The organism is Actinomycetota bacterium (assembly GCA_040881665.1).
Taxonomy (GTDB): Bacteria; Actinomycetota; UBA4738; order UBA4738; family HRBIN12; genus JBBDWR01.
On sequence record JBBECT010000002.1, the window covers coordinates 25,141 to 44,915 of the forward strand.

Annotated in this window: 14 protein-coding genes and 1 tRNA gene; 7 read left to right on the plus strand and 8 right to left on the minus strand. The window is 69.7% G+C overall.

The genetic code is table 11. From position 1 onward, the window contains the following. Positions 1-8: 8 nt before the first annotated feature. Positions 9-1,652: an acetolactate synthase large subunit gene (locus tag WEF05_00160; GenBank protein MEX1100314.1), complete on the minus strand. Its 1,644-nt coding sequence runs from the start codon at positions 1,650-1,652 to the stop codon at positions 9-11. 39 nt (positions 1,653-1,691) lie between these two features. Further along, a complete protein-coding gene (locus WEF05_00165) occupies positions 1,692-2,048 on the minus strand; it encodes a hypothetical protein (protein MEX1100315.1) in 357 nt (118 codons plus the stop codon). A gap of 183 nt (positions 2,049-2,231) precedes the next feature. Between WEF05_00165 and WEF05_00170 the strand changes: the two genes are divergently transcribed. Then, positions 2,232-2,603, plus strand: a complete 372-nt coding sequence (locus WEF05_00170) for a DUF488 family protein (protein MEX1100316.1) — start codon at positions 2,232-2,234, stop codon at positions 2,601-2,603. Here WEF05_00170 and WEF05_00175 read toward each other — a convergent pair. Further along, the gene (locus tag WEF05_00175) at positions 2,600-2,758 is read right to left on the minus strand and encodes a hypothetical protein (protein ID MEX1100317.1); all 159 of its coding nucleotides are present in this window, start codon (positions 2,756-2,758) and stop codon (positions 2,600-2,602) included. The two genes, WEF05_00170 and WEF05_00175, sit on opposite strands and share 4 nt — an antisense overlap. Positions 2,759-2,984: 226 nt before the next feature. Here WEF05_00175 and WEF05_00180 point away from each other — a divergent pair, with 226 nt between their 5' ends. Both WEF05_00180 and WEF05_00185 read left to right on the plus strand, forming a co-directional pair. Then, positions 2,985-3,839, plus strand: a complete 855-nt coding sequence (locus WEF05_00180; protein MEX1100318.1) for an adenylate/guanylate cyclase domain-containing protein — start codon at positions 2,985-2,987, stop codon at positions 3,837-3,839. A 113-nt stretch (positions 3,840-3,952) separates the two neighbouring features. Then, positions 3,953-6,169 (plus strand): hypothetical protein, encoded by a 2,217-nt coding sequence (locus WEF05_00185; protein MEX1100319.1) that lies wholly within the window; start codon positions 3,953-3,955, stop codon positions 6,167-6,169. Between the two features lie 18 nt (positions 6,170-6,187). Here the strand turns inward: WEF05_00185 and WEF05_00190 are convergent. From WEF05_00190 to WEF05_00200, 3 genes are all read right to left on the minus strand, one after another. After that, positions 6,188-6,259: transfer RNA gene (locus WEF05_00190), tRNA-Val, on the minus strand. A 46-nt stretch (positions 6,260-6,305) separates the two neighbouring features. Beyond that, a complete protein-coding gene (locus WEF05_00195) occupies positions 6,306-7,319 on the minus strand; it encodes a hypothetical protein (GenBank protein MEX1100320.1) in 1,014 nt (337 codons plus the stop codon). A gap of 56 nt (positions 7,320-7,375) precedes the next feature. Further along, positions 7,376-7,810 (minus strand): META domain-containing protein, encoded by a 435-nt coding sequence (locus WEF05_00200; protein ID MEX1100321.1) that lies wholly within the window; start codon positions 7,808-7,810, stop codon positions 7,376-7,378. Positions 7,811-7,849: 39 nt separating this feature from the next. On the opposite strand from WEF05_00200, the gene WEF05_00205 reads away from it, so the two are divergent. Further along, on the plus strand, positions 7,850-9,478 hold the full coding sequence (locus tag WEF05_00205) for a gamma-glutamyltransferase (protein ID MEX1100322.1): 1,629 nt from the start codon (positions 7,850-7,852) through the stop codon (positions 9,476-9,478). A gap of 142 nt (positions 9,479-9,620) precedes the next feature. Further along, on the plus strand, positions 9,621-11,585 hold the full coding sequence (locus WEF05_00210; protein MEX1100323.1) for a PAS domain-containing protein: 1,965 nt from the start codon (positions 9,621-9,623) through the stop codon (positions 11,583-11,585). Between the two features lie 44 nt (positions 11,586-11,629). Here WEF05_00210 and WEF05_00215 read toward each other — a convergent pair whose 3' ends face one another. Further along, positions 11,630-12,163: a hypothetical protein gene (locus WEF05_00215; protein ID MEX1100324.1), complete on the minus strand. Its 534-nt coding sequence runs from the start codon at positions 12,161-12,163 to the stop codon at positions 11,630-11,632. Between the two features lie 158 nt (positions 12,164-12,321). Beyond that, complete coding sequence (locus tag WEF05_00220) at positions 12,322-17,130, minus strand: NAD-glutamate dehydrogenase (protein ID MEX1100325.1); 4,809 nt, start codon at positions 17,128-17,130, stop codon at positions 12,322-12,324. A 264-nt stretch (positions 17,131-17,394) separates the two neighbouring features. Here WEF05_00220 and WEF05_00225 point away from each other — a divergent pair, with 264 nt between their 5' ends. Continuing rightward, a complete protein-coding gene (locus WEF05_00225) occupies positions 17,395-18,522 on the plus strand; it encodes a hypothetical protein (protein ID MEX1100326.1) in 1,128 nt (375 codons plus the stop codon). Between the two features lie 118 nt (positions 18,523-18,640). Next, complete coding sequence (locus WEF05_00230) at positions 18,641-19,723, plus strand: hypothetical protein (protein MEX1100327.1); 1,083 nt, start codon at positions 18,641-18,643, stop codon at positions 19,721-19,723. The last annotated feature ends 52 nt before the right edge of the window (positions 19,724-19,775 follow it).

The following is a 19,775-nucleotide window of genomic DNA, read 5'->3' on the forward strand; positions in this document are numbered from 1 at the left end:
CCGTCCGTTCAGCGACCGCGGGCCACGAGCTCGGAGAGGTCGTCGGCGAGGCGGTCGTTCTCCCGGGCGTCGATCGCGATCTCGACGACGCTGGTTCCTTCGTGCGCGAGTCCGGACCGCAGCGCGCCGGGAACCTCGGCTGCGGTCGAGGCACGGAACCCGGCCACGCCGAACGCGTCCGCCAGCGCGACGAAGTCCGGGTTCCCGAACCGTGTGCCGCTGACGTGTCCGAACGCTCGCCGTTGGTGGACCTCGATCACGCCGTACGCGCCGTCGGTCCACACGATGTTGGTGAGTCGCACGCCGAGTCGCTTGGCGGTCTCGAGCTCCTGGATGTTCATCAGGAACCCTCCGTCACCCGACAGCGTCACGACCCTGCGGTGGTCTCGAGCCTCGAGTGCCACCGCGATGCCGGCCGGAAGGGCGAAGCCCATCGAGCTCGCACCGTTGGACATCAGCACGGTGTTCGGCTCGTAGGTCGGCCAGAAGCGTGCGACCCAGAGCTTGTGGGCACCGACGTCGCTGATCAACACGTCGCCGCGATCCATCGCCTCACGCATCGCGAGCAGCGCCGCCTGGGGCGTCGCTGGGTCGGCGGGTTCACCGGCGCCCGAGCGCAGCGCGCGGTCCAGCAGCGCCTCGTACTTCCGCGTGGCGGTGGGAACCTGCCGCGGTTCCAGGAGCGCGGCCAGGCGCAACACCGACGAGGCGATGTCGCCAATCAGCTGCACCCTCGGCACGTAGTGCGCGTCGATCTCCGCTGGGACCGTGTCGACACAGACGATGTCGAGATCGCCATCGGGGTTCCAGGCCTGCGGCGACCACTCGATCAGGTCGTAGCCCACGCACACGACCAGGTCGACGGTGCCGAGCAGCCCTCGCAGGTACTCGCGCCGAGCGAGCCCGGCCGTGAACAGGGAGCATCCGCTCCCGTGCTCCATCACCCCCTTGCTCATGAACGTGTTGATCACCCCGAGACCCGACGAGTCGCACAGATCTCGCAGGGCGGGCGCCGCGTGCTGGCGGACCACGCCGTTCCCGGCGAGCACGACCGGGTGCTCCGCCGCGCGGATCAGGTCGACCGCGCGGGCGATCTCCTCCTCGAGGGGCGCCGAGCGTGGCCCCGGCGTCCGGCGCAGCGGGGTACCCGCGGCCTCCGCGCGCATCACATCCATCGGGAGCTCCAGGTGCGTGGCCCCGGGCTTCTCCTGCGCGGCGACCGCGAACGCCTTGCGCACCTCCTCGGGGACCGTCGCCGGATCGTGCACCCGCGCGTTCCACTTCGTGACCGGTCGGAGCATCCGCATCACGTCGATGTACTGATGGCTCTGCTTGTGCATCTGGGCGAGCGGTGCCTGCCCGGTGAGGGCGACCATCGGGGCGAGATCGAGGAAGGCGTCGGCGACTCCCGTCGCCAGGTTCGTGGAGCCGGGACCGAGCGTGCCCAGACACACACCCGGACGGCCGGTGACCCGTCCGTAGGCGTTCGCCATGAACGCCGCGCCCTGTTCGTGGCGGGTGGGAACGAACGTGATCGAGTCCGAGTTCGCGATCGCCTCGTTCAGGTCGATCGTCTCCTCCCCCGGGATGCCGAACACGTACTCGACCCCCTCGTTCTCCAGGCAACGCACGAGCAGTTCGGCCGCGTTCATCACGACACCGTACCGCCGGACTTCCCTAGACGTGGTCGCCTACGCGGCGTCGTAGCGCTCTCGGAGCACGCGCAAGCGCTCCCGTCCCGCGGTTGTGAGTTTCGTCCTGAGCCCGGGCACCGGCTCCACGAGGTGCTGATAGAACCCGGCGACGCCGCGGCCCCGACCGAACGCATGTCGGTCGCCGATCTCGAGGAATCGCCGACGAGACACCTCTCCACCTTCCCGATCGAGCTCGTCGAGAACGCCGAACATCATCCGCGCCCAGCGATCGTTCTGGCTCCGATCGAGCCCGAGGTCGATCCGCGCACTCCTGGTTTCGTCGGTCACGGCACGCAGCAATCGCTCGATCCGCTCGAGCCGCCGCTCCATGTCGATCAGTTGCAGCTGCTCCATCTGGGGCCCCCTTCCCGGTTCCTCCGTCGTGCTCGCTGCCCATCCTCCTCCGCCTCGGGCGGTGAAGCGACCTTGGCCCCGCCGGGCCAAGACGTGCACGCGATCGCGAGTAGGCTGGAAGCGCCCGTCGAAGCCGGCCGGAACGCGATGCGGGCTGGAACGGGCGATGAAGGAGGACACGCCGTGACCGTCCGTTCGAAACGCGCGTACGAAGCCGCGACGTCCGCGGACGGACACCGAGTGCTGATCGATCGCCTGTGGCCGCGCGGGATCTCGCGCGACAGGGCTTCCCTGGCAGCCTGGGAACCGGACCTGGCCCCGAGCGCCGAGCTTCGCACGTGGTTCGGTCACGACCCGGATCGGTTCGAGGCGTTCCGTCGTCGCTACATCGAGGAACTTCGCCGTCAACGACCTCTGCTTACCGAACTCCGGCGACGAGCGCGGAAGGGCACGCTGACGCTCGTCTACGCCGCGAAGGACACCGAGCACAACGACGCAGTCGTGCTCGCCGAGGTCCTCCGTCGTGGACTGCCGAAAACGGGGGGGCGGACCTAGACGGTGGCGAAGAGGTCGCGCCCGAAGGTCTCGGAGCGTCTCTGGTGGGCGACCAGGTCGTCGGTGTCGCGCGGGTCGGCGGCGACCTGCTCGCGTTCAGCGACGTCTGCACACACCGGGGCTGCAGCCTGACCTCCGGCGACGTCGTCGTCCACTCCGCAAGGTCGGGAGCATCGGCCAGTACCGCCCGGCCCCCGCCGTTCCGGCTCTCGACAATCCGTGACCGGTGGAGTAGACACACCAGGTCATCTCACCGAGAGCAACGTGCTCCCCCGCGGGAACAACAGCGCGAACCTTCAGTTCCCGGCCTTCACCGTGGAGGCCTTCGGCACGTCGACGTTCGGACAGAATGACGCCAGGCGCATCCGGTGAAGGACGACCATGGCGCAGCTGCTCCACCGAACGCTGGGTGACCCGGACGAGGTCCGGGAGTTCCCTCTCGGCCGCCTTGAGCTGTTCCAGCTCGAGGATGTGGTGATCGGGGTGGGTACGTTCGAGCCAGGCTGGCGTTGGTCCGAACACATCAAGCCGGTCGCGGGGACCGACCTGTGCATGTATCGGCATGTGGGCTACACGCTCGCCGGCGTGCTGCGCGTGCAGCTCGAGGACGGGACCATCACCGACGTTCCGGCGAACTCCGCCCTGCAGGTGCCCCCGCGCCACGACGCGTGGGTGGTCGGCGACGAAGCGCACGTTGCGGTCGACTTCGCCGGGATGCGGGCGTTCGCCCGGCCGGAGAGTCCGGACGAGCGTGTGCTCGCGTCGATCCTCTTCACCGACATCGTGGATTCCACCGGCACCCTCGAGCGGATCGGGGACGCGGCGTGGCGCGAGTTGCTGGGACGCTTCGAAGACGAAGCCCGGTTCGAGGTCGACACCTTCCGCGGACGCTCCTTCGGGCCCACCGGCGACGGATTCCTCGCGGTCTTCGACGGCGCCGCCCGAGCGATCCGCTGCGCGGGCGCCACGATCGAGGCCGCCGAGCGCCAAGGGATCCGACTCCGCGCGGGCGTTCACACCGGTGAGGTCGAGTTCGCGGCGGGAACCGTTCGGGGCATCGCCGTGCACGCAGCCGCGCGTGTGATGTCGCTGGCGGACGCCGGGGAGGTCTTCGTCTCGGCGACCACCGCCGAGCTCGCGGCGGGCGCCGGGTTCACGTTCGACGATCGTGGCGCCCACGAGCTGAAGGGCTTGAGCGGACCGCGGCAGGTCCTCTCCGCGACTCCCGCCGGGTAGGTCCCCTCTGGTGCCCTGGCGACGTCTGAGGGAACATGGCGGCGGCAGACTCTTGACGCGGGACCCGATCGGATAGCAGAGTGAGCCGGCCTCTCTAGGAACTCCCCTTCCGCGTGGCGAACGAACAAATGATCCCGGCACCGCTTGAGGGCGGATATACAAGCGAGGCGAAGATGCGAGGACAGAAAGCCGCGGCAATGACCAGGGTGCGCGTCGCCGCGCTGGCGGTCTCGGTCCTCACCCTGGTAGCGATCGGGATCCCGCCCACCCTGGCCGCTCCCTCGACCAAGAAGTACACCGCTGTCGTCACCCCGACCTCGGCCGCCGCAGGACAGACCTCCGTCCTCACGTTCCGCATCGGCAATAGCACCCTCAGCACCCAGGGACTGGGGTCGGCGAACATCTCGATCCCCGCCGGCTGGACCGTCGCGGTGTGTTCGCCGGCCGCCCCTTGTTCGGGAGTCACGCAGGATCCCTCCGATCTCAAGACGTCCGGTTCGCCGTCACGAACCTGGAATGCCACGACTTCGGCCAGTGTGATCAAGCTGCGGAACCCCGGCCCCACCTCGGCCAACCGCCTCCGTCCGGGCGAACACGTCGATGTCGCCGTTGCCGCGGAAGCGCCGTGCTCGAGTGGCCCGGCGGCGTGGGCCACCGTGGTCAAGCAATCGAACGACTTCAGCGGTGTGGGGAACGACTTCACGCTCGTGGGCGGTTCCCCGACCGTGACGGTGACCGGGGCGTGTGGCGGAAGCCTCGATCACTTCACGGTGTCGGCTCCGGCCTCGACGGTCGCCGGGGAAGTCTTCCCCATCACCGTCGTGGCCGAGGACGCAACGGATCAGCCTGTGTCGAACTACGTGGGAACGGTGCAGTTCACGAGTAGCGATCCCAACAGCGATCTTCCGGCGGATACCGTGTTCACCACGAACGATCAGGGGAGCAGAACCTTCACCGGGATCGCGCTCCGAACGTCGGGGACACAGTCGATCTCGGTCCGCGACGCGGCCCTGACAAGCGCCACCGGCACCGCGTCGGTCGCCGTGGGCGCCGATCCCGCCGTTGCCGAGCTCGACATCACGGCGAGTGCGACCACGATCATCGCCGGGGGGTCCGTGACCTTCACGGCGACGGGCAGCGACCGGTTCGGCAATGCGCTGGGGGACGTGACCTCCTCGACCGGTTTCGAAATGACCAATGGCAGCTGCGTGTTGAATTCCTGCACAGGTACGGTGGCGGGTCAGCAGACCGTCACCGCGACGAACGGGTCCGCGCAGACGCTCGAGCAGATCCAGGTCGAGCCCGCAGCACTCGACCGCATCCGTCTGACGCCCCGGTCCGCCACGATCACCGCCGGCCAAAGCCGTGGGTACACGGTTCGCGGTTTCGACGAGTTCGGCAATCTCCGTGGGAACCTCACGTCCGACGCGTCCCTGTCGATCGCTCCGGACGGAACCTGCGGTCCCAGCCGGTGCAGCGCAACGGTCGCCGGCCCGCACCTCGTCACGGCTGACGTCGGCGCGTTCTCCGACACTGCCGATCTGCAGGTCGACCCCGCGGCACCAGATCACCTCGCGTTCTCGCAGCAGCCCTCCCGGACCGAGGTCGACACCACGATCTCGCCTGCGGTGACCGTGCTCGTTTTCGATGAGTTCGGCAACCTGGCCGCCGGTTCCGCCACACCCGTCTCGCTCGCGATCGGGCCGAACCCACCCGACGCCGGCACCTTGAGCGGTGGAGGGCCCGTGGCTGCGAACGGAGGGGTCGCGACGTTCGAGGATCTCTCGATCGATCTCTCAGGTGTCGATTACACGCTCGTCGCGACCTCACCCGGGCTCGGATCCGCCACCAGCGATGCGTTCGAGATCTCCGACGTCCTCGAGGATTGTGCGCAGCAGGGCGGCTGTACAGGGACCGTTTCGGATGCAACGACCTCGGCGACAGTTACCGTCCCGGACTATGAAGGGATCGACGGGCAGGACGGTCGATTGTCCCTCACGCTCGATCCACAGAACGACGCCGACTGCGCGCAGGCGACGAGCGCGTCCGGATCGGCGATCTGGGTGGACCCACCGGCGGGAGAATCCTTCACCGCCCCGGTCCGCATCGACCTCGAGATCGAGAAGTCGGAAGCGCCGGGCACCGGGGTCGCGAACTTCGTCTTCTGCAAGGACGACGGCCCGGGAACCCCGTCGGAACGGTTGCCCGACTGTCGGAAGCAGCACCCGAGTCCGCCCTGTGTCCTGAAGCGATCCCGCAGCGGCGTCGGCGACCTTCTCGCGACGATCCTGATCCAGCCCCTCGATCCCCGACTGGCAACCCGGAAGTAGACGAACGCACGAGCCGGGTGGGCGCTGTAGGGCTCGAACCTACGACCTCCGCCTTGTAAGGGCGGCGCTCTTCCGCTGAGCTAAGCGCCCGGTCGAACCAGGATAGACAGCCCACGGACAGGTCGCCCGCGTCAGCCTATGGAGCCGCCCGCTGGGGCGGAGGTTCCGGGTCGAACCCGGATCTGGACGATCCTGCGGTGGACGCGGTGCTCGCGGCCTCGCGGGAAGGAGCGGGGATCTCGAGCCGTCGCCGACCGTGGCGATGTTTGCCGCCCGCGTCCCGGCTTCGCCATGCGGCCACCGTCGCGGCACCGAGCCCGAATCCGCCGGCCAGGATCCATACGAGCCCTCCCACCCACGGGATGAGCCCGACGACGCGCACGATCCCGAGCCCGGCGAGGAACGCGACGTACGGACCTTTTTCCGGCAGCACCAGTCGCCCGACGATCCAGCCGGCCCACGCGTGGCCGACCGAGAACAAGAATCCGAGGGCGAGCAGGAACGTCAGCCCGAGCGGGAGCACGACCAACGTCAGCATCGACAAGAGGGCGAGGATCGGGAAGCCGATCAACCAGGCGAGCCCCCACCCTGCCGACGGGAGCCACGCCTCGTGAGCGGTCTCAGCAACGCCATCGGACGCGCGCGGCAGCAGCCACAACAGGAGCAGCCCGAGCACGAGCGCGGAGATCGTCACGGCGAGCCACGCGGCGAACGCTCCGAACCAACCGACCGGTCCGCGCAGGCTGAAGGGGACGTCGGAGCGCACGCTGCCCTCGACCTGCGCTCCCCTGCGCACGATCACTTCCTGACGTGACAGGACGTCACCACGCACCTGCGCCGATTCCGCAAGCACCACAGGGCCGTCGAGGTTGACGACGCTTCCCCCCACCTGACCGCTGACCACGAGCTTCCCGCTCACGACCACGACGTCCCCGAGGGCGACACCCTGCACGTTCACCGACCCCCGGAACACGACGACCTGCCCGACGGTGCGTCCTCGCGGCACGTCGACCCGCCCCGACAGGACGATCTGATCCGGCGGCTCGACCCGCGGGTCGACCTGCGCGAGGGTCGGAGTGACCCAGAGCACCCCGAGCAACGGAACCGCGAGGGCGAGCAGAACGACGGAGCGAAGGATGGTTCGGAGCATCGGTTCCCGCATCCTACCGGCGGCGAGGGGACGACCGGGCAGCGGGCAGCGGCCCGCTAACCCGCAGCCTCGGCCACGATCGGGTCGAGTCGCAGCAGCGGTGCGTCCTCCTCGTCGGTCAACACGAGCATGGTCCCGTCGAACACGTACCCGTCGACCACCCCAAGAGCGTCGAAGAGTGACGCCTCGACCGCCAAGATGGGTTCGGGGCAGCCGATCGCCGTCGATTCGATCGGTCCGAACGACAGAGAGCCGTTGCCGTCGGCCGAGTAGTCGGACCCGAAGGAGTTGCAGCCCGACGTTCCATCCATCTCCTGCTGCGCCGTTGAGAATCGCATCTCGGGATCGGTTCCGGGAGGAAACGCCGGACCCCCGACGACCTCCTCGACCGACCACGCGCCGGCGAGACGGTCCGCATCTCCTGAAGAGGAACATCCGGCCCCGCAGGTCGCGAGGCCGATCAGCGCGAGGAACACAAGCGCGCGTCGCATATCGGTGAGCGTATCGCCCGACCTGGGAGACTGCCGCCCATGCCGAGCCCCGCGGATGCCCCCGCTTTCCGGGCGACCGGCCGGCGATGGGCGGTCGCGACGCCGCACGCGGCGGCCACGCGCAGTGCAGCGCGTGCCTTCGCCGAAGGCGGCACCGCGGTCGACGCGGCACTCGCCGCCGCCACCTCCCTCGCGGTCGTCTACCCGCACATGTGCGGCGTCGGGGGCGACCTGTTCGCGCTCGTGCGCGAGCCGGACGGACAGGTCGTCGCGATCAACTCGAGCGGAGCGGCCCCGGCGGCGATCGATCCGGACGCCGTCCGCGCTTCACACGACCGGATGCCCGAACACGGACCGCTGGCCGTCACCGTGCCGGGCGCCGTCGCGGGATGGGCGATGCTCCACGGCGAGGGTACGAACCTGCCCTGGCGCCGGCTGTTCGACGACCCGATCGCTCAGGCGCGGGAGGGCGTCCCGATCGCGCGCTCCCTCGCGGCATCGATCGCGTGGCGCGGCCCGCGGCTCACCGACGACCCCGGCCTTGCTGCGGTCTTCACAGACGACGGCCGGCCGCTGACCGAGGGCGAGACGCTCCGGCAACCGGCTCTGGCCGCGACCCTGGAGGCGATCGCCGCCACCGGCGCCGACGCGATCTACGGAGGCGACGTCGGAACCCGGTACGCGGCCGGACTGCGCGCGGCCGGATCGCCGATCACCCGGCAGGACCTGATCGAACACGAGGCGGAACTGGGCGGACCGCTGCGCGGCCGCTTCCGCGACCTCGACGTGCTCGTCGTTCCACCGAACTCGCAGGGGTGGATCCTGCCCTTGATCCTCGCGGGGGTAGAGCGGCTCGGGCTCGACCCCGACCCGCTCGGTCCCGATGCGGCGATGCTCTCGGCCCTGTTCCTCGCGGCGTCACAGGATCGCGACCGGCACAACGCGGATCCGCGCGGAGGCGGGGTGCGGATCGACGCACTGCTCGACGAGGGCCACGTCGCCGACGTCGCCGAGAGCGCCCGTGACGCGCTCGATCACGCGACGCGTCAGGCCTCCCCCACCGCATCGATCCCGGACAGACCGGGCGGCGACGGCGACGGCGACACGATCGCGCTCGTCACCGCCGACGCACACGGCCGCGCCGTGTGCTTAATCCAGAGCCTCTACGACGGGTTCGGCGCACAGATCCTCGAACCCTCGACCGGGATCATCGCGCACAACCGTGGGGCGTGTTTCGTGCTGGACCCCGCCTCGCGCAACGTCCTCGCGCCGAGGAAGCGCCCGGCCCACACCTTGATGCCCGCGATGCTGACGCGAGACGGAGAGCTCGCGTTCATATCGGGAACGAAGGGCGGCGCGGCACAGCCGCAGATCAACGCGCTCAACATCCTGCGCTCCGTCGCGCTCGGACTCGATCCGGCGGACGCACTCGCCGCACCCCGGTGGATCGTCGACGACACGGGACCGGACGGCGACACCCCGTTCATCCGGGCCGAGGGGCGGGTTCCGCCCGCGGTACGCGAGGCCCTGGCCTCGACGGGTCTGGAGGTCGTCGTGGACGCCGAGGTCGATGAGGACACCGGCCATGCCCACCTGATCGCGGCCGGTGATGCGGGGTTCACCGTCGCCGCGGACCCCCGGTCGGACGGAGCGACGGAGGCCGGATGACCGACCGGCTCCAGTGGCAACGGAGGACGACCGATGCCTCGCATACAGGGCCGGTATCGGCCCTGCTGTCGCGCGTGCGCGAACGGAAGGCGGCACACGACCCGAGCGGCGGAACGGGGCCCTGCGAGACCGAGGTTCGAGGATGGACACACCGGATCGGCCGATCACCTCACGGGGTGCGATGAGCACACCGGGGAGCGAGCTTCGCCGGCTGCGCTCGCTCGTGGCCGACCTCGACGCGGTCGTGTGGGAAGCCGACGCCGCGTCGTGTCGCTTCACCTTCGTCAGCGAAGGTTCGCGCGAGATCCTCGGGTACGCGCCGCAGGACTGGCTCGCCGACCCCACCTTCTGGGCCGACCACGTCCATCCCGACGATCGATCGGTGGCCGTCCGCGAGTTCATGCGCGCGGCGACCGACGGCGCCGCACGGGACTCGGAGTACCGGTTCATCGCACAGGACGGTGAGGTGGTGTGGGTCCGTGACATCGGGCACGTGATCCTCGACGATCAGGGCAAGCCCCTGCTCGTGCGCGGCTTGATGATCGACATCTCGGCGCGCCACGCGCTCGAGGAACAGCATCGGGATGCGGAGACCCGGTACCGCGCTCTCGTCGAGCGGCTGCCGGCGATCGTTTACATCGAGGCGTTCGACGACGAGAGCCCCGATCCCGGCCGGCTCCTCTATGTGAGCCCCAAGCTCGAGGAGATCCTCGGGTTCGAACCCGCCGACTGGCTGGACGATCCCGTGGCATGGCGCCGCCAGTTCCATCCCGACGACGAGTCGTCGACCCGTGAGGCATACATCCACGCGCTCGACGACGACGAGCCGTTCACCGCCGACTACCGGATGTTCCACCGGGATGGGCGCATCGTGTGGATCCGCGACGACTCCGTCCTGGTTCGCGACGAGCGTGGCACTCCCCTGTTCTGGCAGGGCGTGATGTACGACATCACGGCGCATCGAGACGCGACCGAGCGCGCGGAAAGCAGCGAGGCCCGCTACCGAGCGCTCGTGGAACAGCTGCCGGCGATCGTCTACACGGAGCCGATCGGCGACGACTCGATGGACGTGTCCTACATCGGTCCCCGTTCGCGCGATCTGCTCGGGATCGACCCCGCCGAGTGGATGGCGGATCCGGACGTCTGGCTGCGCACGATCCACCCCGACGACCGGGAGCGCGTCCGCGAACTGAACGCGGTGGCCGACCGCGACGCCCGGCCGTTCCTCGCCGAGTACCGGATGATCTCCCGGGACGGGCGCACCGTCTGGTTCCATGACGAGGCGGCGCTCGTTCGGGACGAGCACGGACATCCCCTGCACTGGCAGGGCGTGATGATCGACATCACCGAGCAGAAGCGGGCCGACGACCTCGAACGGGATCTGCAGATCGAACGCGAGACCGCACAGCGACTGCGTGAGGTCGACGAGATGAAGAACACGTTCCTCCAGGCGGTGTCCCACGATCTTCGGACGCCTCTGGCCGCGATCCTCGGACTCGCGATCACGATGGGCAACGCGGAGGTGTCGATCTCGGCCGACGAGGTCACGGAGATGTCTTCACGGATCGCGTCGAACGCCCGCAAGCTCGACCGGCTCGTGACCGACCTGCTGGATCTCGACCGACTCTCGCGCGGGATCATCGAGCCGGTCCTGCGTCCGACCGATGTCGGCCACCTCGTCGCCTCGATCGTCGCGGAGTCCGACCTGCTCGGCGATCGCACGGTCGAGGTCGACACCGTCCCGGTGATCATCCCCGTCGACGCCGCGAAGCTGGAGCGGATCGTCGAGAACCTGCTCGCGAACAGCGCGAAGCACACCCCGCCCGATGCGCGCGTGTGGGTCCGGATCGAGGGTGAGGACGGCGGCGCGGTGCTGACGGTCGAGGACGACGGACCCGGTGTGCCACCCGACCTGCGGGCGGAGATCTTCGAGGCGTTCCGGCGCGGCCCGTCGAGCTCGGAACACTCGCCCGGCGTGGGGGTCGGCCTGTCGCTCGTGGCGCGCTTCGCCGAACTGCATGCGGGACGCGCGTGGGTCGAGGACCGCCCGGGAGGCGGGGCATCGTTCAAGGTGTTCCTCGGCGACGCCTCGGCGCCGGTCGGGTAGCCCTCAGGGTCCGGCCGGGCCTCAGCGCGTACCTCAGGGCACGATCAGCGAGCCCGTGACTCGGGATCGATCGCGCTGCGGAGCCGGCTGAAGTGGCGCTCGAGCGTGTCCTCGAGCGCGATGCGTTCCCGATCGATCGCCGAGCGCAGATCGGCGCTCATCGATCCGAGCCGCTCCTCGAGGCGTCGCAGCTCTTCGGCGCTCGCGCCCGTGGACCTCGCGGTGTCCACGTCGTCGGCGAGCCGGCCGACGGTCTCGAAGATGCCCGACAGATCGCCCTCGAGCTTGCGCACCCGCTCGGCGAGCGGCCCGACGCGGCCTGTGTCCCCTTCCGCCGGTCCCGAATCGACCTCGACGGACACGTCCACGTCGTCGACCACGACGACGGGGTCCTCGGCCGGTTCGGGCTCGGAGGAACGGGACGATGGAGCCGCACGCGCGGCGGGCGCCCCGGGCTCGGATCGCTCGCCTCGGAGCCGTCGCTGCAAGCCGAGCAGGGTGTCGACCACCTCCGCGTGCGTATCCGGATCTCGGTCGGGTGCCCCCGAGGCCGGCGTGCTGCCTCCCTGCGGTGCCATCGTCGTCGGGTTCCTCTCCTCGTCGGTGGGCCAGCGTTCCTCGGCCGCACCACGGCGGAAGCATCCTAGGCCGCGACAACCCCAGCTGGGAAGTTACCGAAGGTCCTGTCTTTCGGACCGCCTCGCACGGGCGAACGGCCGAAGTGCCGCGGGGGCCGTCAGTCGGGGATCAAGCCACGGAGCTGGCGTACGGCGACGGTCGCCATGCTCAGGTCCAGGGTGGTCTCACCGCGCAGCGATCCGAAGAACCGCTGCAGCCGATCCCAGGCATCGTCGTGGGCCTCGAGGAACCGCCGAACCACCTGCTCGGGTGGACCCTCGCCTCCCTCGTGGAGCACGTACTCGGCGAGACGGCGCCGCGCGAGCAGCAGGTCGTCCTCGGTCGCTTGGACGGCCCACCGTTCCCAGCGCGACGCGCCCTCGATCCGCTCGAGCTGCGATTCGAGCCAATCGATGTGGAGGACGTCGCCCAGGACGAAGAACAGGCGCGCGATCTCCTCGAGCGGGCGGCCGGTGATCCGGCCGAGCTCGATGATGTCGGGCCCGTGGGCGAGCTCGGCCTGGAACGCGTGCCGGCGCGCGACGTCCTCGGGCGCTCCCCGGGCCACCAGGCGCTGGACCTCGGCCTCGCGCGCCTCGCGCCAGGCGGGCGGCCCGGCCTCGGCGATCACGTCGGACAGACGGCGGAACGACTCGTGCTGCTCCCCCACGGCCTCGGCGAGCCGCTTGCCGCTCGAGCGCGCGAGGTACCAGCGCGACGTCGTCTCGACGAGCCAGTCGATGCCCTCCATCAGCTCGTTCAGCAGCTTGGGATCCAGATGGCCGGAGAGCTCCTCGACGTCTTCCCAGCGTTCCACGGCATCGGTGACGTCGCGCGCGATCCGGTACGCACGAGAGACCTGCGAGACCTGCGCGCCGGTCTCGAGCATGAGCCGCTGCGTGAACGTGATGCCCTGGGAGTTGACGATGTCGTTCGCGATGATCGTCGCGACCAGCTCCCGACGCAGCGGATGCTCGGGGACGAGGTGACCGAAGCGCTCGATCACCTTCGGCGGGAAGTAGCCGCGCACATCCCCTTCGAGGTAGGGCGAGTCGGGGAGGTCGGATTCCAGCAGCGATGAATAGAGCAGCCGCTTCGCGTACGCCAGCAAGACCGCGAGCTCCGGACGCACCATCCCGGTTCCCTGCCGGGAGCGTTCGGCCATCTCCTCGCTGGACGGGAGGAACTCGATCTGCCGGTCGAGCATCCCGTTGCTGTCTAGCAGCGACATCAGATCCTCGTAGGCCTCGAGCCGCTGCGCCGAACGCTCGACCTCCTGGGAAAGGATCTGGGCCTGCAGGAAGTTGTCGTACAACACGTGCGCGACGACGTCGCCGGCCACCTGCTCGACGAGCTCGTCGCGGCCTTCGACGGTGAGCTCGCCCCGAGAGATCGCGAGCCCGAGCAGGATCTTCAGGTTCACCTCGTGATCGGAAGAGTCGACGCCCGCGGAGTTGTCGATGAAGTCGGTGTTGATCCGCCCACCCGCGAGGGCGTACTCGATCCTTCCGAGCTGTGTCGCACCGAGGTTGCCGCCCTCGGCGACCACCCGCGCCCGGAGCTGGCGGCCGTCCACGCGGATCGCATCGTTCGCGCGGTCGCCGACGTCGTCGTGGGACTCCTCGCGCGACTTCACGTACGTTCCGATCCCGCCGTTCCAGAGCAGATCGGTCGGCGCGAGCAGGATCGCGTGGATCAGCTCGGGCGGGGTCATCGCCTCGGCCTCGATGCCGAGGGCCTCGCGCATCTGCGCCGAGATCGGGATCGACTTGGAGGTGCGCGGCCACACGCCGCCGCCGGCCGAGATCAATGGCGCGTCGTAGTCCTCCCACGACGACCCGGTTCCGAGCTCGAACAGCCGGTGGCGCTCCTTGAAGCTCGCTGCCGCGTCGGGGCTCGGGTCCACGAAGATGTGGCGGTGGTCGAACGCGGCCACCAGCCGGATCTGCTCGGACAGCAGCATCCCGTTGCCGAACACGTCCCCGGACATGTCGCCGATCCCCACGACGCTGAACGGATCGGCCTGCACGTCCACCCCGATCTCACGGAAGTGGCGCTTCACCGACTCCCACGCACCGCGCGCGGTGATCCCGAGCTCCTTGTGGTCGTAGCCGGCGGAGCCACCGGAGGCGAACGCATCGCCGAGCCAGTAGCGGTACTCCTGCGCGATCGCGTTCGCCGTGTCGGACAGCGCGGCCGTTCCCTTGTCGGCGGCGACGACGAGGTAGGGATCGTCGCCGTCGTGAGCCCGCACCCGGTGGGGACGCACGATCTCGCCGTCGATCCGGTTGTCGGTGACGTCGAGCAAGCCGCGCATGAACACCGTGTACTGACGCTTGACGTCCTCGCGCAGCTCGGCCGGATCGCTCGGTGGCCTGCGGAGCACGAACCCACCTTTCGAGCCGGTCGGAACGATGACCGCGTTCTTCGTCATCTGTGCCTTCATGAGGCCGAGCACCTCGGTGCGGTAGTCCTGGGTGCGGTCCGACCAGCGGATCCCGCCGCGTGCCACCATCCCCCCGCGCAGGTGGATCGCCTCGACCCCCGACGCCCACACGAAGATCTCGTACAGGGGGTGGGGCTTGGGCATCTCCGGCACCTCGGCCGAGCGCAGCTTGAGGGCCAGGCTCTGCCGGTCGCTGCGGTAGGCGTTCGTCCGCGTCGTCGCGAGGATCGCTCCCAGCGTTCCGCGCAGGATCCGGTCCTCGTCCAACGAGGTGACCTGATCGAGATCGGCTCGGAGCTCGGATGCGGTCTGTTCCGCTTCGTCGTCGCCGGCGGGTCGATCCGGGTCGAAACGCGCCTCGAACAGCCGCACGAGCTTGCGCGCCATGTGCGGATAGCGCACGAGGGTGTCGTTCACGAACGAGGGGGTGAACGACCAGCCCACCCGCAGCTGGAAGGTGCGATACGCCCGGAGCACGCCCACCTGAGAGATCTCCAGGTCCGCCGCGATCACGAGCCGGTTCAACCAATCGGACTCGGCCTCGCCTTCCAGGATCGCCGTGATCGCGGAGGCGACCCGGCTCCCGCACGCCTCCAGGTCCAGGGGCGCTCCGTCGGATCCGAGCACGCCGAAGTCGTGGACGAAGGTGCCGCTCCGATCCCCGACCAGCCGTGTGGGGACCTCCTCGACCACGCGCAGCCCGAGCGCTTCGAGCACCGGCAGGATCTCCGAGAGCTGGAGCTTGCCGTCTTTGCGGTAGAGCGCGAGGCGGGTCAGGTCCTCGTGCGTTCCCGTCTCGCTCTGCAGACCGATCACGAACGATCGATCGCTGTTGTCGAGCCGGTCGAGCATCTCGACGTCCGCTGCGGCGAGAAAAGGCTCGACCGACGAGGTGTAGTACTCGGGGAACCGGGGAACCCATCGCTCGGCCAGCAGCCGTCCGCGCTCGTCCCCGACCCGTTCGGCGAGCACATCGCGCAACTTGTCCTCGAACCCGCGCGCGAGCTCGGCGACCTCCCCCTCGAGCTGGGAGAACGACACGTCGGGGACGTTCCCCTCGACCCAGACCCGGAAATGGATCTGCGCCGGGTCCGCCTCGCCGAGGGCGAGGTGGTAGTCGATCGAGCTGCCGTGGAACCGTTCCATGAACAGGTCTTGCAGCTTGTGCCGCAGCTCGGCGTTGAACGCGTCACGAGGCAGAGCGACGAGCAGCGACACGCTGCGATCCACGAGGTCCCGGCGGACGAACAGGCGCACCGACTCGCGCTCTTGCAGCGCCAGGAGCCCCATCACGTTGTCGCGGATCTGTTCCCATGATGCGGAGAACAGCTCGTCCTTCGGGAACGACTCGAACAGCTGCACGACGGTCTTGTGGTCGTGCGAGCCCTCGAAGATGTCCTCGGCTTCGAGGATCCGGAGCAGCTTCCGGTTGAGCAACGGAGTGTCGCTCGCCGACTCCATGTACGCCTTCGAGGTGAACAGACCGATCAACCGCGCCTCGCCGAGGAGCGTTCCGTCGGGACCGACCCGGCGGACGCCGATATAGTCCATCTTCGCGCGGCGGTGCACCGTCGAGGTGGCGTTCGTCTTGGAGATCACGAGCTGCTCGCCGCCCTCGATCCGCGCGCGTAGGTCCGGATCGATCTTCGCGAGCGGAACGGGCGCCGAGTACCCGGAGCGTTCCGGGTCGGACAGGATCCCCAGCCCCGTGTCCGGTCGCACCGCCAGCGCCTTGCCCTTCGCCGTGTCGAGCAGGTCGTACTCGCGGTAGCCGAGGAATACGAAGTTCAGGTCGAGCAGCCACTCGAGGAACGCGACCGTATCCGCGATCTCCTTTTCGTCGTACAGGGGCGATCCGGCGCGTGCGATCTCGGCCATCGCTCGCACCCGTTCCTGCATCGCAACGAAGTCGCGGACCGCGAGACGCACGTCGCGCAGGACGCGCAGGATCGCGACCCGCAGATCCTCGAGGTCGCCGGAGGACGGGCGGCGATCGACCTCGACGTGGATCGCCGACTCGCGCGTCGGAGCCTCGCGCGCGTGCAGCACCCGGCGGATCCGTCCGTCGGGTCCGCGGTCGGTCCCGATCACCGGGTGGATCAGGCGGTGGACACCGAGACCGTGCGCCACGATCTCCTCGGTGACCGAGTCGACGAGGAAGGGGGCGTCCTCGGTGCTGATCTCGATCACCGATCCGACGGTCGCGTATCCGTCCCGTTCGAGATCCGGGGTGAAGGCGCGGACGGCGACGGGTTCGTTGCCCCGCTCGTCGATGAAATCGAACAGGCCGAGAACGTGCGCGTAGACCTCTTCGACGGGGGCGCGGGAGAACTCCTCGTCCGGAAGCCGGCGCAGGTACAGGGTGGCGAACAGGGAGAGCGCCTCGGCGCGATCGGGGGGCAGCCGCTCGGCGATCCGTTCCAGCAGCCCTTTGAGGAGGGTGTCGTCGGCGAGCGCCGACCACGGATCTGTCGTGGTCACTGCGTATCCCTCTCCCGGCACGCCCCGTCGGCGGGCGGTTTGACCTGTTCGGGGACGTCGTCCTCGACGGTAGTGGACGCTCCGGGGGCCAGCAACCGTCCGGAGTGGACAGGAGGCCGACCGGCATCTCGTGCGTCCCGGCGGGTCAAGGCGCTCGGAACGACTCAAGGAGCCCTCCGGGCCGCCGATGGGGTGGTAAGGAAGGCCGTGCGTGGCGGATCCTCGCGCGCGCGTGTCTGTGTGGGGAGCGAGGTGAGGAGAACCATGCTGTTCATCGCGATCGGGATCGTGGCCGCCGCGTTCGGCCTGCTCGACTACCTGGAGATCGTGGACACCCCGACGTCGTTGGTACTCACCGGCGTCGGCGCGGTGACCCTGCTGGCGGGGATCGGCCAGCTCCAGAAGGACAAGCGTGCGAAGACCGAGACGGAGACGGTCGCCTCGAACGGCGCCGCCGCGACCAACGGTCACGCCCCCAACCCACTCGCTGCAGCCAACGGTGTGGAGGCTCCCGCCGCCAACGGCACCGCGGTCGCCGTGGCGGAGAAGCGATCTCTGTGGGAGCGCCTCAACAAGCCCGTCGGCGGCGGAGAACCCAAGGCCGCGAAGCAGGGCAAGGGCAAGCACCGGCGCGGATCCACGGACCCCGAACCGACGGCCGAACCGCTGCCGGCAGGCGCCGTCCCGCCGTCGCCGGCCGGAGTGGGAACCCCCGCTGCCGCCACGGCTGCCCCCCTCGCCGCCCCCGCGCAGGGTCAGCCGGCAGAACCGGCCCCGACCGAGAAGGTCTCATTCTGGAAGAAGCTGAACCAACCGGTGGGCAAGGGCAAGGAAGCGGGACCGGCCCCGGAGGCCGACGCCGACGACGGCAGCACGAAGCGCCGCGGTCGTCGTCGGAAGAAGGACCAGGACGAAGGGCCGCTGTTCCCCGACTCGATGGGCGAGACCCCCGACCCGTTCGTTGCCGAGGCACCCGCGGGAGCGGTGCCACCCGCACCGGTGCCGGTCGCTCCCGCGCACGCTCCGACACCACCCGAGTTCGAGGAGGTCTGGGGCACTCAACCCAACACCGATCCCGCTGCGCCGCCCGCTCCGGCCGCTCCGCCGGCGCCCGCGACGCCGCATCCCGGTGCCGAGCCGCAGCGGATCGCCGCGGCCGGAGGGGAGATCGCCTGGGAGCAGCTCGACCCGGCGGCAGCCTCCGGCGAGGCTCCGCTCCAAGGAGGAGCAGGCGGTGCGGGTTCCGGAACCGAGCAGACGGCTTCGATCGCGACGGCGGTCGCCGAGCCGCAGGTCGAGGCGCCCCGGCGCGGTCGCCGCGTCTGCAACTACTGCTGGGAGCCGAACGATCCGACCGCGTCGGTCTGCGGCTCCTGTGGCGCGGCTCTCTAGCGGACCCGCGGCGCCCAACGACATCCCAGTCAGGCACGAACGTTCCGAGCCCCGTTGACGGGGCAGGACGTTCGGTTGCAGGATTCGCCTCGGCCGCCGACCCGGCCCATCCGCTCGTATGCAGACTCGCCGGCCCCACACTCGATCCGCGCGCGAACGGTTCCGAGCCGTTCACACGCTGTCGGTGCTCGCGCTGGTCGCGTTGCTGGCGTCGTGCACCGGCTCCACGGAGGATGTGCCCTCACCGAGCGCCGCGATCGGGGCCGCTCCTCCCGTCGGTGAGCCGACCCCACAGGAGGACTGCGCCCACATCGACGCCGCGACGGGGACCGTGACGACGTTCCGAACGCGATCGAAGGCGTGCGTGGACGCCGGACGGCTCGTCGCCTATCGGTGCGGGCGTCGCCTCGACCCCGTCGTCGTGCTCCGGCTCGCCGGTGCGCACCCGCGCTCGTTCATCGGCGGACGGTTCTCGGTCGGGGTGCGCGAGCTCCCCGAGGGAGCGCGCCGGATCGGTGCCACCGACGCCGCAGTCGTGTGGACGATCGACGACGGTTCCGGCGGTCAGACCGTCTACGTGGACGAGGCCGGGACGATCCGTCGGTGGCTCGAGATGCCCGCGGCCGGCCGGGTGAGCGACCCTCCGGAAGCGTTCCTGCTGGGCGACTCGATCCTCGACGGCGCACGGTACGAGCTCGAGGCCGACCTCGCGGGATGGGTGACGACGATCGACGCGGAGATCGGACGGGGTTCGGCGGCCGGCATCGTCTCGGCACAGGAGCACATGACCTCGCAGGCCGCCACGGGCGGCACCGGCCCCACGGTCGCGGTCATCGAGCTCGGGACCAACGACGCCGATCCGGCGCTGCTGGCCGAAAGCGCGGCGACGATGTTGGAGAGCTTCGCGCGAACTCCGGTGGTCGTCTGGGTGACGGTACGGTCGCCGATGGAGCCCGCTGTCGAGGTCAACCGGCAGATCCGTCGCGCGGTTGCTGCGGCCCCGAACGCGACGCTGGCCGATTGGAACCGCGCCGTTCCCGACGACGCGCTCCAGCCCGACGGCGTGCACCTGTTGCCCCAGAGGACGCACGAGTTCGCGGATTTCCTCACCCCGTACCTGGAGGCCTGGCACGCGGCGGCCAGGGGTGAGGGCGCCAGATCCTGCGGGTCGGAGGTCGCCGCCGCGCTCGCCGAGCGTTGACCCTCCACGCGGGACCGCCGCCGGGCGGTTCCCTGCCTGACTAGGATGACCT

Bases quoted from the DNA above. Each gene is read 5' to 3' on its own strand.
- WEF05_00160 (MEX1100314.1), bottom strand. From the start codon at position 1,652: ATGAACGCGGCCGAACTGCTCGTGCGTTGCCTGGAGAACGAGGGGGTC.
- WEF05_00165 (MEX1100315.1), bottom strand. From the start codon at position 2,048: ATGGAGCAGCTGCAACTGATCGACATGGAGCGGCGGCTCGAGCGGATC.
- WEF05_00180 (MEX1100318.1), top strand. From the start codon at position 2,985: ATGGCGCAGCTGCTCCACCGAACGCTGGGTGACCCGGACGAGGTCCGG.
- WEF05_00195 (MEX1100320.1), bottom strand. From the start codon at position 7,319: ATGCTCCGAACCATCCTTCGCTCCGTCGTTCTGCTCGCCCTCGCGGTT.
- WEF05_00200 (MEX1100321.1), bottom strand. From the start codon at position 7,810: ATGCGACGCGCGCTTGTGTTCCTCGCGCTGATCGGCCTCGCGACCTGC.
- WEF05_00205 (MEX1100322.1), top strand. From the start codon at position 7,850: ATGCCGAGCCCCGCGGATGCCCCCGCTTTCCGGGCGACCGGCCGGCGA.
- WEF05_00210 (MEX1100323.1), top strand. From the start codon at position 9,621: ATGGACACACCGGATCGGCCGATCACCTCACGGGGTGCGATGAGCACA.
- WEF05_00215 (MEX1100324.1), bottom strand. From the start codon at position 12,163: ATGGCACCGCAGGGAGGCAGCACGCCGGCCTCGGGGGCACCCGACCGA.
- WEF05_00225 (MEX1100326.1), top strand. From the start codon at position 17,395: ATGCTGTTCATCGCGATCGGGATCGTGGCCGCCGCGTTCGGCCTGCTC.
- WEF05_00230 (MEX1100327.1), top strand. From the start codon at position 18,641: ATGCAGACTCGCCGGCCCCACACTCGATCCGCGCGCGAACGGTTCCGA.